Source organism: Oleiharenicola lentus (assembly GCF_004118375.1).
Lineage (GTDB): Bacteria > Verrucomicrobiota > Verrucomicrobiia > Opitutales > Opitutaceae > Lacunisphaera > Lacunisphaera lenta.
The window spans coordinates 3,147,315-3,162,589 of sequence record NZ_SDHX01000001.1 but is presented as its reverse complement, the minus strand read 5'-3'; the positions used below and the strand labels follow the sequence as shown (position 1 = coordinate 3,162,589).

Annotated in this window: 11 protein-coding genes; 5 read left to right on the top strand and 6 right to left on the bottom strand. The window is 65.8% G+C overall.

Going from position 1 to position 15,275, the window contains the following annotated elements:
• The first annotated feature begins 104 nt into the window (after nucleotides 1-104).
• Nucleotides 105-3,608, top strand: a complete 3,504-nt coding sequence (locus ESB00_RS13045; protein WP_129048119.1) for a hybrid sensor histidine kinase/response regulator — start codon at nucleotides 105-107, stop codon at nucleotides 3,606-3,608.
• A 40-nt stretch (nucleotides 3,609-3,648) separates the two neighbouring features.
• Here ESB00_RS13045 and ESB00_RS13040 read toward each other — a convergent pair whose 3' ends face one another.
• Together ESB00_RS13040 and lgt are read right to left on the bottom strand one after the other, a co-directional pair.
• Nucleotides 3,649-3,984 (bottom strand): hypothetical protein, encoded by a 336-nt coding sequence (locus tag ESB00_RS13040; RefSeq protein WP_129048118.1) that lies wholly within the window; start codon nucleotides 3,982-3,984, stop codon nucleotides 3,649-3,651.
• A 133-nt stretch (nucleotides 3,985-4,117) separates the two neighbouring features.
• A complete protein-coding gene (gene lgt / locus ESB00_RS13035; RefSeq protein WP_246026479.1) occupies nucleotides 4,118-4,987 on the bottom strand; it encodes a prolipoprotein diacylglyceryl transferase in 870 nt (289 codons plus the stop codon).
• 144 nt (nucleotides 4,988-5,131) lie between these two features.
• Here lgt and gcvT point away from each other — a divergent pair, with 144 nt between their 5' ends.
• The 4 genes from gcvT to ESB00_RS13015 all read left to right on the top strand — a co-directional run bounded on the left by gcvT (nucleotide 5,132) and on the right by ESB00_RS13015 (nucleotide 11,056).
• Complete coding sequence (gene gcvT / locus ESB00_RS13030) at nucleotides 5,132-6,229, top strand: glycine cleavage system aminomethyltransferase GcvT (RefSeq protein ID WP_129048117.1); 1,098 nt, start codon at nucleotides 5,132-5,134, stop codon at nucleotides 6,227-6,229.
• A 7-nt stretch (nucleotides 6,230-6,236) separates the two neighbouring features.
• Nucleotides 6,237-6,620, top strand: a complete 384-nt coding sequence (gene gcvH / locus ESB00_RS13025; RefSeq protein ID WP_129048116.1) for a glycine cleavage system protein GcvH — start codon at nucleotides 6,237-6,239, stop codon at nucleotides 6,618-6,620.
• Between the two features lie 183 nt (nucleotides 6,621-6,803).
• Nucleotides 6,804-7,910, top strand: a complete 1,107-nt coding sequence (locus tag ESB00_RS13020; protein WP_129048115.1) for an efflux RND transporter periplasmic adaptor subunit — start codon at nucleotides 6,804-6,806, stop codon at nucleotides 7,908-7,910.
• Nucleotides 7,907-11,056, top strand: coding sequence for an efflux RND transporter permease subunit (locus ESB00_RS13015; protein ID WP_129048114.1), 3,150 nt, complete (start codon nucleotides 7,907-7,909; stop codon nucleotides 11,054-11,056). The genes ESB00_RS13020 and ESB00_RS13015 overlap by 4 nt, the downstream gene beginning before the upstream one ends.
• 199 nt (nucleotides 11,057-11,255) lie before the next feature.
• Here the strand turns inward: ESB00_RS13015 and typA are convergent, their stop codons facing one another.
• The 4 genes from typA to ESB00_RS12995 all read right to left on the bottom strand — a co-directional run bounded on the left by typA (nucleotide 11,256) and on the right by ESB00_RS12995 (nucleotide 15,270).
• The gene (gene typA / locus ESB00_RS13010) at nucleotides 11,256-13,088 is read right to left on the bottom strand and encodes a translational GTPase TypA (RefSeq protein ID WP_129048113.1); all 1,833 of its coding nucleotides are present in this window, start codon (nucleotides 13,086-13,088) and stop codon (nucleotides 11,256-11,258) included.
• 77 nt (nucleotides 13,089-13,165) lie between these two features.
• Nucleotides 13,166-13,729 carry a hypothetical protein gene (locus ESB00_RS13005; protein WP_129048112.1) on the bottom strand — a complete coding sequence of 188 codons (564 nt, stop codon included), beginning with the start codon at nucleotides 13,727-13,729 and terminating at the stop codon, nucleotides 13,166-13,168.
• Entirely contained in the window at nucleotides 13,726-14,331 is a 606-nt protein-coding gene (locus tag ESB00_RS13000) for a CDP-alcohol phosphatidyltransferase family protein (RefSeq protein ID WP_129048111.1), read from the bottom strand. The genes ESB00_RS13005 and ESB00_RS13000 overlap by 4 nt, the downstream gene beginning before the upstream one ends.
• 3 nt (nucleotides 14,332-14,334) lie before the next feature.
• Nucleotides 14,335-15,270 carry a phosphatidate cytidylyltransferase gene (locus tag ESB00_RS12995; RefSeq protein ID WP_129048110.1) on the bottom strand — a complete coding sequence of 312 codons (936 nt, stop codon included), beginning with the start codon at nucleotides 15,268-15,270 and terminating at the stop codon, nucleotides 14,335-14,337.
• Between the last annotated feature and the right edge of the window lie 5 nt (nucleotides 15,271-15,275).

The following is a 15,275-nucleotide window of genomic DNA, read 5'->3' as shown; positions in this document are numbered from 1 at the left end:
CCGGTTGGCGGCAGAGGTTTGCGTTGCCGGCCAATATCGGCTTTCGCTCCGTCGGTTTGTTCCGATATAGGTCTATCCAGTCAGTTTGGTCCACCCCACCTCTCATGTTCCGGCTTAATCATCTCGCCGGCGTCCTTCTGCTTCACTTTCTACGGCTGTTGCCAGCCGTGGCGGGAATCAGCGCGGGCGCACTTTGGGCCGCGCCGACCGGCGAAAAGCCGGAGGTGACCAGCATCCGGCAGTATTGGTTGCTCCCGGTTGAACGAAAGGCGCAGCCAGTCGACTTCGAGCTGGCCTGCACGGTCACTTATATCGATGCCGACCCCAGCTGGCGGATGCTTTTTGTGCAGGACGACGAGGGCGAGGCGGCCTATGTTCCTTATGGCAATAATGCCTATCCCTTCCGGGCGGGCGAAGCGATCCTGGTCCGCGGACAGTTTCTGCCGCCCAGCCTGGATGTCTCATTCGAGCATGCTGAGGTGACGCGCCGGGACGCGCCGCCCCTGCAGCCGCTGGACTGCACCAAGGAGATTCGCAATCACGCGAAATTCATCCGCAAATACGTCGCGCTTGAGGGCTACGTGGACTGGGTCCGGCGGGTGGATGAAACCCACATGCAAATGTCGCTCTCGGTGGATGGCTTGAGCGTCGGCTGTTGGGTGCAGATGTCGCCCACGACTTCCACACCCGACCTGATCGACCGGCGCATCCGGGTGGTGGGGGTGTATAATGCCAAGATTGGCACCGATGGTCATCTGGACGGACTGGAGATCATGGTCGCTGACTTCTCCCGGATTGAGACCGTGGGTCATCTCGACGAGAACCCCGCCTTCCAGCTGCCGGCGGTCCCGATCGGCAGTTTACGCGGCCGACCGACGGACCAGCTGATGCGGGTGACGGGTTCGGTCATTGCCCGTGAGGTTGGCCGCTACGTGCGGATCCGCGACGGCAGTGGCCAGGTGGACATCATGACCGGTCAGATACGGCCGCTCGCGGTCGGCGATGTCATTGAAGCCGTGGGTTACCCCAGTACCGACGGTCCGAACTGGCGCTTGGAAGCAGGCTTTTTCCGGCTGTCCGCCCGCTCACCAAATGTGACGGCCCCGGCCAGTGATCGTCCGCTCGGGCTTGCTGCCGAAGTGCATGGTCTTCCGGCCGAAGAGGCGGCCGCGGGTCGCCCGGTCAGGTTGACCGGGGTCGTGACCTGGTCGCATCCCAATTCGCCGTTCTTCTTCATCGCCGATTCCAGCGGAGGCATCCAGATCATGCGCGGCGCCTCCGACTCCATGGTCCGTTCTCCCGGGCGCAACGTGGAGATCGAGGGCGTGACCGCCATGGGTGAATTCGCGCCGGTGGTGGTGGCGAGCCGCTTCCAGCGGGTCAGCGACGCCGTGCTCCCCTTGGCGCGCTCGGTCTCGGTGGAACACGCACTGAGCGGGGTCGAGGAAGCCCAATGGGTGGAGATGCGCGGCTATCTGCGCCGCGTGCACCAGACCGAAGGGTGGAAGCGGCTCGAACTCGCGACAGCGACCAGTGATTTCATCGCGGTGTTGCCCGCCACCGAGGATGTTTCTTCCATGATCGGCTCCGTGATCCGCGTGCATGGCGTGTGCACGGCGAAGGCCGATGAACGGCGGCGTCTCACCGGCATCTCGCTGTGGGTGCCCGGCATCGCCTACGTGCATGTGGAGGAGCCGGCCCCGGCGGATCCCTTCACGGTGCCGCAGCGTCCGCTGGCCAGTTTGGGCCAGTTCGAGACCGTGCAAAGTTTCAACCGCCGGGTGCGCGTGGGCGGGGTGGTGCTGCATCACGATGCGGGGAAATCCGTCTGGCTGGAGGACGCAGGCCAGAGCCTGTTGGTGTGGTCGGGGACGGGGGACACCCTGCGGGCGGGCGATCGTGCGGAGGCCGTCGGATTTTTAGGCAGGCAATCCGGTCGGATTGTGCTGCGCGATGCGGTGATCCGGAGAACCGGGGAGTCGGGGGCGCCCGTGCCGGCCAAGGTCGCCCATGACGCCACCGGCATGCAGGCGCGCGACGGGCAACTGGTGGTCATCGAGGGGCAGTTGCTCGACGATGTGCGCATTGCCGGCACTACGCGCCTCGTGATGCAAGCGGGGGAGCTGATCTTTGTGGCGGTGCTGGAGGAGCACGACGCGGCCGGCGCCCCCCTGGAGATTTTGTCCGTTGGCTCCCGGCTCCGTCTGACCGGAGTGCACGAGCGGGAATTCGACCAGGCCGGCCGGCCGACGGGCTTCCGGCTGCACCTGAGGCAGACGGCGGATGTGCAATTGCTGGCGGCGCCCTCGTGGTGGACCCGCGGGCGGATCCTGACTTTCACGGGCTTGATCGCCCTCGGCGCCGTGCTGTTCCTCGGTTGGAACACCGTGCTTCGCCGCCAGGTGCGCGATCAGACCGGGCAGATCCGCGCCCAGCTGGAGCGCGAGGCGCGGCTCCAGGGTGAGCTGGCGCGGGCGGGCAAACTGGAGGCGCTCGGGCTGCTCGCCGGCGGCATCGCCCATGATTTCAACAACCTGCTCACCGTGCTGATGGGCAACATCTCCCTTGTGCGCATGGAAGCGGGCCTGACCGGTGAGCCGGCCCAGTCGATGGAGCAGGCGGCCAAAGCCGCCGCCCGCGCCCGCGACCTTACGCAGCAGCTGCTGACCTTTGCCAAGGGCGGCGCGCCGCTGCGCAGCGCGGTTTCCCTGCCCGAGGTCGTGCGCGAGGTCACCGAGTTCGCCCTGCGCGGCTCCAAGGTCAGTCCGCGCTTCGACCTGCCGGCCGACCTCTGGGCCGCCGACGCGGACAAGGGGCAGATCGGACAAGTGGTGCAGAACATCGTGATCAACGCCATGCAGGCGATGCCCGGGGGCGGCACGGTGGAGATAAGCCTCTCCAACCGCGAGGTGAGCACGGAGTTCGCCGGGGTGCTGGCTCCGGGTCGCTATGTGCGGCTCGACATCGCGGACCACGGGCCGGGCATCCCCACGGGTGACCTCGCCCGCATCTTCGATCCCTATTTCACGACCAAGAAACAAGGCAGCGGTCTGGGCCTGGCGACCGTGCATTCGATCGTGAAAAAGCATGCCGGTCATGTGACCGCGGAATCCACCCTTGGACGCGGCACCACTTTCCATATCTGGCTGCCCGCTGCTGCCGCCGGCGCCGTGGTCCCCTCCGTGCCGGTGCTGTCGGCCGAAGCGGGCAAAGCCAACGGCCGCGTGCGGGTGTTGGTCATGGACGACGAAGCCTTTATCCGGGATCTCGCCGTCTCGGTTCTCCGGCGCCATGGTTGCCAGGTGACGGCGGTCGCCGACGGGGCCGCGGCCCTGCGCGACTACACGGCCGCCCGCGAGGCCGGCCAGCCCTTCGATCTCGTGATCCTCGACCTCACGATCCCGGGCGGAATGGGCGGCCGGGAAACGATGGAGCAGTTGCTCCGCCTCGATCCAAACGTGAAGGCCATCGTCTCCAGCGGCTACTCCAACGACCTCGTGCTCGCCAACTACCAGGCCCACGGATTCCGCGGAATGATTTCCAAGCCCTACGACGTTTCCGACTTTACCGACACCGTGGACCGCGTGCTGCGCGGCGAACGGGCGTGAGCGCAATCGGGCGTTTTTCCAGCAAAGCGGTTGGCCGCGCTCAGCTCCTGCCCAAGCCCAGGAAAAGCGAGGCGAAGAATTCGCCAAATATCAGGCACAGGACGATCACCGAGAGAGGAACATACTCCCACTTGAAATTCGATTTCCTGAGCCCGCCATACTTGGGGTAGGGATCCTCCGAAAGTTCCTTTCGATCCAGCTGCGCGAGCAGGAAGACCAACGCGGCGGCCAGGCCCCCAAACAGTCCGAAGGCGACAGCCGCGAGAAGCAGGCTTTGGCTGGCCAGAAAATAGAGCCCTCCTTTGACGGCTCCGAGAGTGGCGGCTGCGGCGTAAGGATTGAATTTTTTCTTCGTGGCCCCGAAGACGAGAAACAACAGGACGATATTGATAAGCATGACAGTTCAGTGTGGCGGCCCGTGAATTAAAGTGGCCGGTTTGCGGCCCGAAATTCAATCCCTGATTCATCAGCCGCCGGTTTTTGGCAGGTCGGCGAACGGATCAGGCGACTCAGGGGCGACTGCTGCCGGATCGAATTGAACGGCGGGCGTAAACCATCAGCGCCACGCCGGCGGCGGCCAGGAAGAGGGAATAGAAGGTGCCGCGGCTCAGGCCGAGGATGAGGGAGACGCCTGCGTCGGGTTCGCGGAAGAGTTCGCACACGACGCGGGCGAGGGCGTAGCCAAACAGGAATTCACCGGCGAGGCGGCCGGGTTGCTGCCGCACGACGTCGGATTTCCACAAGCGGGTCTGCACGTAGGCGAGCAGCAGGAAGCCCTCGAGCGCGGCTTCGTAGAGCTGGGAGGGGTGGCGCGGGACATTGCCGCCGCCGGTGGCGGAGAAAACCACGGCCCACGACGCGTCGGTCGCCTTGCCCCAGAGTTCGCCGTTGAGGAAGTTGGCCAGGCGGCCGAGCCCGAGGCCAAGCGGCACGGTGCTGACGATCAGGTCGCCGAGGTGGAGGAACCCCACGCGGTGCCGGCGGGCGAAGATCACCAGAGCGAGGGTCACGCCGAGAAAGCCGCCGTGGCTGGCCATGCCGCCTTCCCACACGCGGAAGAGCGCGAGCGGTTCGCGCAGCAGTGAGCCGGGCTGGTAGAACAGGAAGTAGCCGAGGCGTCCGCCGACAAGCACGCCCGCGATCAGGTAGGTCATCAGGTCCCAGATGGCGTCCGGCCCGACCGAGGAGCGCCCCGTGCGGTGGTAGCGGTGCAACAACCAGGCGGCGCCCGCGAAACCGAGCAGGTAGGCGAGGCCGTAGTAGCGGAGGCCGAAATTCTCGCCGAACTGGATCAGGAACGGATGCGGCGTGTGCACCCACTGGGCGAGCGGGAGGGCGGGGGACGGAAGACCGAGGACGGAGGACAGAGGGCTGAACACGGAGGTCGGAGGACGAAGATCGCAGAGTAGGCGGGAATCGGGTGGGTGAAACAATCTCTTTCCCGTCCACAATGCGGCTTAATGACCCGAGGCGGCGGCCAATGTTGCCTTGCGACGGGCGGGCGGCGCTGGCTTCGTCACTCCATGAGCGCTCCGCAGATCACCCCCCTTAACGCGTTTCACCGTCGTCACGGCGGTCGCATGGTGGACTTCGCCGGCTGGGACATGCCGGTCCAATACCGGAGCATCCTCGAGGAGCACAAGGCCGTGCGCCAGCGCGCGGGCCTGTTCGACGTGAGTCACATGGGCGAGGCCGACGTGAAGGGTCCCGAGGCGCTCAAGTTCCTGCAACGCCTCGTGTCCAACGACTGTAGCAAGCTTTTCCCGGGTCGCGTGCTCTACACGGTCATGTGCTACCCGAACGGCGGCGTGGTGGACGACCTGCTCGTCTATATGCGCGGGCCCGACGACTACTTTCTCTGCATCAACGCCGGCAACATCACCAAGGACATTGCGTGGATGCAGGAGCAGGCGAAGGCTTTCAACTGCACCGTGACCGACCGCTCGGCGGATTACGGCCAGCTGGCGGTCCAAGGACCGCTGGCTGTCGGCATCGTGCAGATACTTACGAACAGCGATCTCGCGGGCATCAAATATTACCACTTCGCCGACGGCGAGGTGGCCGGTGTGAAATGCATCATCTCGCGCACCGGCTACACCGGCGAGGACGGCGTGGAGCTCTATTGCGCTGCGGGCGACGTGGAGAAGCTCGCCGAGGCCGTCCTTGCCGCGGGTGTGCCGCTCGGGCTCGAACTGGCCGGGCTGGGCGCGCGCGACTCGTTGCGGCTCGAAGCCGGGTTTCCGCTCTACGGCCACGAAATCACCCAGGACATCAGCCCGCTCACGGCGGGGTTGGGTTGGGTGGTCAAATTCGACAAGGGGCCATTCGTGGGCTCCGACGTGCTGGCGGCCGAGAAAGCCAAAGGGCCGGCCAAGAAGATCGTGTTTTTCAAGACCGGCGACCGCCGCATCATTCGCGCCGAATCATCCGTGCTCGATGCCTCCGGGGCGACGGTCGGTCGCGTGGTCTCGGGCACGCTGTCGCCCATTCTTAACGAAGCCATCGGCTCGGCCCTTGTCGAGGCGGCCGCCGCCACGCAGCCGCTGGCCGTGGACGTGCGCGGGACAAAACTGAATTTGCAACTGGTCAAGCCGCCGTTCGTGCCGCTAAAGAAAAGCTAACACACCGATGAGCAACATTCCCGCCGATCTCCGTTACGCCAAGTCCCACGAATGGGTTAAACTCGCCGCCGACGGCACCGCGCTGGTCGGTATCACCGACTACGCCCAGAACAGTCTCGGTGACATCACTTTTGTTCAGCTGCCCAAGGTCGGCGCCGCGCTCAAGGCCGGTGAAACCTTCGGCGTCGTCGAGTCGGTCAAGGCCGCCTCCGACGTCTATGCGCCGGTTGCCGGCACGGTGCTCGAGGTCAACCAAGCCCTCGATGCGAATCCCGAGAAGGTCAATGCCTCGCCCTACGCCGACGGCTGGATGCTGAAGCTCCAGGTCGCCGATGCGGCCGCCGTGGCCGCCCTGCTCGACGCCGCCGGCTATGCCGCGGTGATCGGTTGAGGACGCCTTGAAAAAGGGGCCGGGGCGCCCTCGCCCCGGATTGCTTCACGCTGGGTTCTTGCCGGCCTCCGTCGCCGAACTTAAGGTGACGCTGCGCGCTGGTCACAGGTTTCCGGGATAAGTTTGGTTCTGTGACTGATTGTCACTTGCGCCAGCTGGCTTTGTGGAAAGAGTGGGTCCCGCATGAGGTTAGCCCTGCTCACCCCCCTCTTGTCCGTCGCCGCGCTCGTCTTGAGCGGTTGCGGAAAGAAAGCCGCCAGTCCCGCCGCCGCTTCCGCCGCGGCCCAAATCCAGCCCGTCGAGGTTGCTCCGGTGGTCCGCCGTGACTTGGTCGAGACGCTCTCGCTGGTCGGGTCCCTGGCACCCAACGAGACAGCCCAGATCCGCGCCGAGATCGCGGGGCAGGTCCGCGCCGTGCTCTTCGAGGAGGGCCACCCGGTTGTGAAGGACCAGGTGCTCCTTCGCATCGACGACTCGGAACTGCGGGCGCAACTCGCGCAGGCCGAGGCCCGTTTCAAGCTGACTGAGCTCAACCTCAAGCGCAGCGAGGACCTCACGCAGGCCCGCTCGATGTCGCAGGCCGAGGCGGATCGCACGCGCTCGGAGTTCGCCTCCGCCCAAGCGGAGTTGCAGCTGCTGCAGGTGCGGCTCGCCAAGATGGAGATCAAGGCGCCCTTTGCCGGCATCGCGGGCGCGCGCACGGTCTCGCCGGGCGACTACGTCACGGCCAGCACCAGCATCACGACCATCGACGACCTGAGCCGCCTGAAGGTGGAGTTCCAAGTACCGGAGCGCTTCGTTGAGCGCGTGAAGCCCGGCTCGAAGTTCACGCTCCGCGCCCAGACGCCCTCCGGTGATGTGCGGACCGAGGGCGAGGTTTATTTCAGCTCCTCGATCATTGAGCGAGCTTCTCGGTCCAGCCAGGTCAAGGGCTGGTTGGGTGCCGAGGTGCCGGGGCTGAAACCCGGCATGTTCGCCAACATCGACATCGTGTTGCAGGTGCGGCGCGGCGCCCTGACCGTGCCCGAGGGTGCGATCCTCGTGAAGCCGGGCGGCACCTTCGTGGTCGCCGTCCGCTCACGGGATGGTGCCAACGTGGCTGAGGAGGTGCCGGTTCAACTCGGCTTGCGCGAGCGCGGGCTGGTGGAAATCCAATCGCTCAAGGAAGGCAGCTTGGCCGACCAGCAGAGCGTGGTGGCCTCCGGTGTGGGCGCACTGATCCTTTACCCGGGCATGAAGCTGGAGCCGCGGCCGTTGCGGGAGGAATTTCGCGTGGGAGGCGGTTCATGATCCTGTCCGACGTTTCCATCCGCCGACCGGTGGTCGCTCTGGTTGCCTCGATATTGGTGGTCCTGATCGGCCTGCTGAGTTTCGAGCGGCTGCCCGTGCGCGAATACCCGCTGATCGATTCGCCCATCGTCACGGTGGACACGAGCTATCGCGGCGCCTCGGCCGAGGTGGTCGAGAGCAAGATCACCGAGCCGCTGGAGCGAGAGGTGGCCTCCATCGACGGCATCCGGGTCATCCGCTCGGAGTCCCAGGAGGAATATTCGCGCATCACGGTCGAGTTCAACGTCGGCCGCGACGTGGACGAGGCGGCCAACGACGTGCGCGACCGCGTGAGCCGCGCACGCAGCCGGCTGCCCGACGAGATCGAGGAACCGCAGGTGACGAAGGCCGACGCCGATTCGTCGCCGGTCATCACCCTGGTTTTCAATTCCGAGCGCTACAGCCGCCTCGAGCTGCGCGAGATGGTCGAGCGCGTGGCGATCCAGCGCCTGCAGACGATTCCCGGCGTGGGCTCCGTCAATATCCGCGGCCCGCGTTACGCCATGCGCCTGTGGGTGGACAGCGACCGCCTCGCGGCGCACCAGCTCACGGTGGGTGACGTCGAATCCGCCCTGCGCCAGCAGAACGTGGAGATTCCCGGTGGCCGCATCGAGTCGAGCGCCCGCGAGTTCCCGGTGCGCATCGAGGGCCGCATGACGATGGTGTCCGAGTTCGAGAACCTTGTGCTCGCCACCCGCGGCGGCCACCAGGTGAAGTTCGCCGACGTCGGCCGGGTGGAGCTGGGCTCCGAGGAATACCGCTCCGAGACTTATTTCAAGGGCAAGCCGTCGGTCGGCGTGCAGGTGCTGCGGCAGTCGCAGGCCAACCTGCTCGACGTGGCCAACGGCGCCAAGGCCATGATCCCGCTCATCCAGTCCGACCTGCCCGAGGGCGTCGGCGTGAACGTGGGCTTCGACAGCTCCGTGTTCGTGGACCGCTCGGTGCGCGAGGTTTACAAGACGCTCTGGGAGGCCGCGGTGCTGGTGGTGCTGATGATCTTCCTCTTCCTGCGCGACTGGCGCGCCACGATGGTGCCGCTCGTGGCCATCCCGGTTTCCATCATCGGCTCCTTCGCCGTGATGCAGGCGCTCGGGTTCACGATCAACACGCTGACCCTGCTCGCGCTGGTGCTGGCGGTCGGCCTCGTGGTGGACGACGCCATCGTGATGCTGGAAAACATCTACCGTCGCATCGAGGAGGGCGAGGGCCCCATCCATGCGGCGATCTTCGGCGCGCGGCAGGTGGCCTTCGCGGTCATCGCCACCACGCTCACACTCGCGGCCGTGTTCCTGCCGGTGGCGTTCCAGAGCGGCCAGACGGGGCGCCTGTTCTTCGAGTTCGGCATCACGCTCGCGGTCTCGGTGCTGGTGTCGGCCTTCGTGGCGCTCACGCTCACGCCGATGCTCTGCTCGCGGGTGCTCAAGGCCAAGGTCGTGGACGGCAAGGCCCAGCACGGCTGGTTCTACAACAAGACGGAGCCGTTCTTCGTGTGGCTCAACGGCCTCTTCGAACGCTCCTTGCGCGGCTCGCTGCGCTTCAAGCCCCTGGTGCTGCTGGCGGCGCTGCTGTTCACCGCCGCCGGCCTCTGGCTCTATACCCAGCTCCAGCGCGAACTGACACCGATCGAGGACCGCGGCATCTTCACCGCCAACCTCACGGCGCCCATCGGCGCCACGCCCGACTACCTGCGCACCTACTCCTACGATATGGAGCAGATGATCCTGCAGATCCCGGAGATCGACCGCACCTTCCACCGCACGGGCGACGGCGGGCGGGCCTTCGTGTTCGCCACGCTCAAGCCGTGGGAGGAGCGCGAGCGCAAGACGCAGCAGATCGTGGCCGACCTGCGCCGCAAGTTCCAGAAGGAGATCACCGGCGGGCAGGCCATCGCCAGCCCGGTGCGGCCCTTCGGCCGCGGCCCGCGCGGCGGCAGCAGCGGCGTGGCCCTCGTGCTGCTGGGCAGCGATTTCGCCGAGTTGCAACGCCTCGGCGCCGCGATGCTCGTCTCCATGCGCGAGAGCGGCCAATTCATCCAGCCGCGCGTCGATCCCTCGCCCAGCAAGCCGCAGCTCGACGTGAACATCGACCGCGCCAAGGCCGCCGATCTCAAGGTCCCGGTCAGCGCCATCGCCTCCACGCTCGAGTCGCTGCTCGGCGGCCGCCGCGTGACCGAGTTCCAGCGCGGCAACCAGCAGTATTACGTCATGGTGCAGGTGACCGACGAGAACCGCGCCACGCCCAGCGACCTCGCGCGCCTCTACGTGCGCTCGACCGACGGCGTGCTGGTGCAGCTCAGCAACGTCGTGAGCTGGTCCGAGAACACCGTCCCCGAGAGCTACCCGCATTTCAACCGCCTGCGTGCGGTCACCGTCACGGCCCAGATGGCCGAGGGCAAGACGATCGGCGACGGCGTGGTTTTTATGGAGGAGCTCGCGCGGCAGAAACTGCCCTCCGGCTACACCTTTGCGTGGGATGGCGAGACGCGCGAGTTTGTCGAAAGTGGCAACGACACGATCATCCTCTTCGCGCTGGCGCTGCTCTTCACCTTCCTGATCCTCGCGGCGCAGTTTGAGTCGTGGATCCATCCGGCCACGATTTTCACCGGCGTGTTCATCGCCATCGCCGGCGGCCTGCTGGTGCTCTACTGCACCCGCTTCTGGGGCGTGCCGATGACGGACAACCTCTTCTCGCGCTTCGGTCTCATCATGCTGATCGGCCTCGTGGCCAAGAACGGCATCCTGATCGTGGAGTTCGCGAACCAGCTCCAGGTGGAGAAGGGTGTCGCGGCCGCGGAGGCGGCCTTCGAGGCGGCGACGATCCGTTTCCGGCCGATCCTGATGACGTCCATCTCCACCGTGCTCGGCGCGGTGCCGATCGCCTTCGCGCAAGGCGCCGGCGCCGAGACCCGCAATCCGATGGGCATCGTCGTGGTCGGTGGACTCACGCTGGCCACCGGCATCACGCTCTACGTCATTCCGATTGTTTACATCCTGATGGACAAGCTGTGTGTGAAGCTCACCGGCAAATCCAGCGCTCACGGCCTGAAGAAAGCCGCGGAGATTGAGCGCGAGACCGAAGCCATTGGCACCGGAGCGGCGGCGCACTGAGGCGTACATTGCGGAGGAGTTGAAACTGGAACCGGGGCACCCTCGCCCCGGTTGAAAGTGGATGTGGCACTATCAACCCTGCAGAGTGGGAACGTGGCGCGCATGCCGGCGGGACTGACCGTCCCGCCAGCCGCTTTCATGTCAGTGCACAAAAAAGCCCGCGTCGGAAAGACGCGGGCTCGGAAGTGACGGGGGCGGCTTACTCGTCGCCCTGCTTCGACTGCTTTACCGCCTTCTGGCGGGCGGCGTTGTTGAGGATGCGTTTGCGGAGGCGCAGGTTCTTCGGCGTGACCTCCAAGAGCTCGTCGGCGGCGATGTATTCGATCGAGCGCTCGAGCGAGAGCTTGGTCGCGGGCGTGAGGCCGGCGGCGACGCCTTCGCCCTGGGAACGGAAGTTGGTGAGCTTCTTCTCGCGGACGGCGTTGATGGCGATGTCCTCGTTGCGGGGATTCTCGCCGACGATCATGCCCTCATAGACGAGCTCGCCGGGGTTGACGAAGAGCTTGCCGCGCTCCTGGCACATGACGAGGGCGTAAGAGGTGGTCTCGCCGGCTTCGGTCGCGATGAGCGTGCCGGTGATGCGGGTGAGCACCTCGCCGGCGTAGGGGCCGTACTCCTTGAAGAGATGGCTGGTGACGCCTCGGCCGCTGGTGGCGTTGACGACGTCGATCTCCATGCCGATGAGGCCACGGGTGGTGATGACGGCCTCGATCATCGTGGAGTGCGCCAGCTTCTCCATGTTGGTCAGGCGGCCCTTGCGGTTGGCCAGGTTTTGCATGACGACGCCGACGCACTCGTCGGGCACCTCGACCCACACGGTCTCGTAGGGCTCGAGGCGCTCGCCGTTCGGACCCTTGCGTTCGATGACGGTCGGGCGGGACACGAGGAGCTCGAAGCCCTCGCGGCGCATCGTCTCGACCAGCACGGCCACCTGCATGGCGCCGCGGGCCTTGACGTTGAACACGCCGGCCTTGTCGGAGTCCTCGATCTGGATGGAAACGTTGACCTTGAGCTCGCGCATCAGGCGCTCGCGCAGCTGGCGCGAGGTGACGAGCTTGCCTTCCTGGCCGACGAGCGGGCCGTCGTTGACGGAGAACTGCATCTCGAGGGTCGGCGGATCGATCTGCTGGAAGGGCAGGGGATGGGCGTCCTCGCGGATATCGAGGGTGTCGCCGATGTCCACGTCCTCGAAGCCGGAGAGGCCGATGATGTTGCCGGCATGGGCGACATCCACCTCGCGCTGGCCGAGGCCGGTGAATTCGAAAATCTTGGTGATCTTGGCGCGGATCTTTTTGCCGTTCTCGGCGTGGCGCAGGACGAAGACCGGGTCGCCGACCTTGATGGTGCCGCCGAGGATCTTGCCGACAGCAATACGGCCCACGTAGTCGCTCCAATCGATGTTGGAGACGAGCATGTGGAAAGGATTGTCGGGCTTGGCGAACGGCGGCGGGACGTGGTCGATGATCGTCTGGAAGAGAGGCGTCATGTTCTCCTTCCGGTCGCCGAGCTTATACATCATGTAGCCGTCGCGTCCGGAGCCGTAAACCACGGGGGCGTCGAACTGCTCCTCGGTGGCGTTGAGCTCCATGAGGAGCTCCAGAACCTTGTCATACATCTTCACCGGGTCGGCGTTGTCGCGGTCGATCTTGTTGATCACGATCACGACCTTGAGGCCGTGGGCGAGGGCCTTGCGGAGCACGAAGCGGGTCTGGGCCTGGGGGCCGTCATAGGCGTCGATCACGAGGAGCACGCCGTCCACCATGCGGAGGGCGCGCTCGACCTCGCCGCCGAAGTCGGCGTGGCCGGGGGTGTCGAGGATGTTGATGATCTTGTCGCCCCAGTGGACCGAGGTGTTCTTGGCCTTGATCGTGATGCCCTTCTCCTTTTCGAGGTCCATGGAGTCCATGGCGCGCTCCTGGACCTGCTGGTTGGCGCGGTAGACACCGCCCTCCTGGAGGAGCTTGTCCACGAGCGTGGTCTTGCCGTGGTCAACGTGGGCGATGATCGCGATATTGCGGATGTTCTGGTTCATTTCGGGCGGACGCGTTTGCAGTGAGAAAAGGGTCACGGTGCAAATCGGCGCGTGCCTTGGCAAGGACTAACCTTGGGCTACAGACCCATGCGCCAGAAATAGACCGCGTAGAAGGCGCACCAGCCGGCGGCATGGACACGTAACAGGGCGGCGGGGGCCAGTTTGTGCAGCCAAAGGCGGCCGATTCCCCAGGCCAAGGTGGTGCTCAGCAGGAACCGGCTCAGCCGGGCTGCCGCCGAGGCCGCCAGGAACATCGGCAGGCCCATCCCTGTGCCCGCCGCTTGGACGGCGTAGAGTTTGTAGGGAATGCCGCCGATAAAGCCGGCGAACAGGGCGGAGGCGCCGGATTGCTCCAGACCGCTGCGGGCCTCGGCCATCAGGGCCGGTTGTATGCCCGGAATCAGGTCGAAGGCGCGCAGCAGCACGTCGGCAGTTGCCGGATTCCGGCCGAGAATGAACAGCCCGCCTCCGCCCAGCAGTGCCCCCGCCAGGCTCCAGAGGCAGGCGGCGAACCCGGCCTTTGGGTCCCGCAGGACCAGCCGGCTGCTCAAAACGTCCGGTACGACAAAAAAGAACGTCGCTTCGGCCAGCCCCCAGCCGAAAGCGAGCCAGCGTGCGCCGCATCCGGGAGCCGCGCTCATCCGGCCTCCGCCAGCGCCCGGCGGGCGCGGCGCATGATCGTGACCACCAGGAGCGCCCCGACCAGCACCTGCGCCCAGAGCAGCCAGTCACCCGGGGGCACGCCGAGGCCGAGCAGCAGGGTCAGCAGGCCGAACACGAAAGCCCGGTCGCTCTTGCCCATCGGGCCGTCGTAGCGACGCGAGGCGCCGATCTGCACGGCGACGACGCCGGTCATTTCGCTGACGATGGCGAGGATGGTGATGACGACCACCAGCCACGGAGAGAAACCAGCCACGCCGGCCAGCGGCAGGTAGAGCGCGGTGTCGGCCAGCACGTCGCCGATCTCGTTCAGCACGGCGCCGAGGCGGGACTTCATGTTGTGCTCGCGCGCCAGCATACCGTCGATGGCGTTGAGGGCCATGCGCACAAACAGGAATCCCGGGAGCAGCAGCAACGGCCAGCGGGCCGCTGGCCAAAGCCAGATGCAGGCGCCGACAGCGGCGGAAAGCGCCGCCGCCGCGACGGTGACCTGATTGGCGGTGACGCCGGCGCCGGCCAGCGCGCGGGTCAGCGGGCGCAACAGGTTTTGGAACGCGGGCTTGATGTCGTAGATCGAGGCCATGGCTCAGGTGAAAATGTAGCGGACGAGGTGGAAGAACACCGGCGCGGCGAAGCAGAGCGAGTCGATGCGGTCCATCACGCCGCCGTGGCCCTCGATCATCGTGCCGTAGTCCTTCACGCCGCGGTCCCGTTTGATGGCGGACATCACGAGACCGCCGAAGAAGCCCATGAGCGTGAGCAGAAACGCGAACAGCGCCGCCTGCCACCAGGTGAACGGCGTGGCCCACCACAACCCTGCGCCGACCGCCGTGGCGGACAGGATGCCGCCCCAGAAGCCTTCCACGGTCTTGTTGGGGCTGATGGTCGGCACGATGGCGCGTTTTCCCAGCAGTTTTCCCCAGACGTATTGCAGGACGTCGCTGATCTGCACGACGATCACGAAGAAGAGCAGCAGCTTGGCGTTCTGGCCCTCGTAGCCCTTGATCTTAAGCGTCAGGAGCGCGGGCACATGGCTGACACAATAGACGCAGACCATGAGCGCCCACTGGATCTTGGCCGTGCGTTCGAGGAAGTGTTCGCTGTCGCCCGCCAGCGCGCTCCGCGTGGGCACGAAGATGAAAGCGTAAACGGGAATCAAGATCGAGAAGAGCCCATACCACTCCATCGCCACGAGGTAGTATTGGAGCGGCGTGATGATGAAGAACGCCCAGAATAGGGTGCGGTGGTCGCCCGCCCGGGTCGGGGTAAGCGTGATGAATTCGCGCAGGGCAAAGAACGATAACAGGCCGAACAGGATCACGGAGCCCAGTCCGCCCGTGGCCAGGGCCACGCCGAACACGGCGACCATGGCCCACCACGCCTTCACCCGGGCGTCGAGGTTGGCGACCACCTTGTTGGGCCCGCCCGGCCGGCGTTTCAGGAAAAAGGTGATGGTGGACGACAGGGCCAGCAGACCGATGATGCCGCCCAGAATCCAGATGAGCTGTTGGTCGAGTTGCATGAAAG

Excerpts from the sequence above, each read along its gene's own strand:
- ESB00_RS13000 (WP_129048111.1), bottom strand. The coding sequence starts at position 14,331 with ATGGCCTCGATCTACGACATCAAGCCCGCGTTCCAAAACCTGTTGCGC.
- ESB00_RS13005 (WP_129048112.1), bottom strand. The coding sequence starts at position 13,729 with ATGAGCGCGGCTCCCGGATGCGGCGCACGCTGGCTCGCTTTCGGCTGG.
- ESB00_RS12995 (WP_129048110.1), bottom strand. The coding sequence starts at position 15,270 with ATGCAACTCGACCAACAGCTCATCTGGATTCTGGGCGGCATCATCGGT.
- ESB00_RS13020 (WP_129048115.1), top strand. The coding sequence starts at position 6,804 with ATGAGGTTAGCCCTGCTCACCCCCCTCTTGTCCGTCGCCGCGCTCGTC.
- gcvT (WP_129048117.1), top strand. The coding sequence starts at position 5,132 with ATGAGCGCTCCGCAGATCACCCCCCTTAACGCGTTTCACCGTCGTCAC.
- typA (WP_129048113.1), bottom strand. The coding sequence starts at position 13,088 with ATGAACCAGAACATCCGCAATATCGCGATCATCGCCCACGTTGACCAC.
- ESB00_RS13015 (WP_129048114.1), top strand. The coding sequence starts at position 7,907 with ATGATCCTGTCCGACGTTTCCATCCGCCGACCGGTGGTCGCTCTGGTT.
- ESB00_RS13045 (WP_129048119.1), top strand. The coding sequence starts at position 105 with ATGTTCCGGCTTAATCATCTCGCCGGCGTCCTTCTGCTTCACTTTCTA.
- gcvH (WP_129048116.1), top strand. The coding sequence starts at position 6,237 with ATGAGCAACATTCCCGCCGATCTCCGTTACGCCAAGTCCCACGAATGG.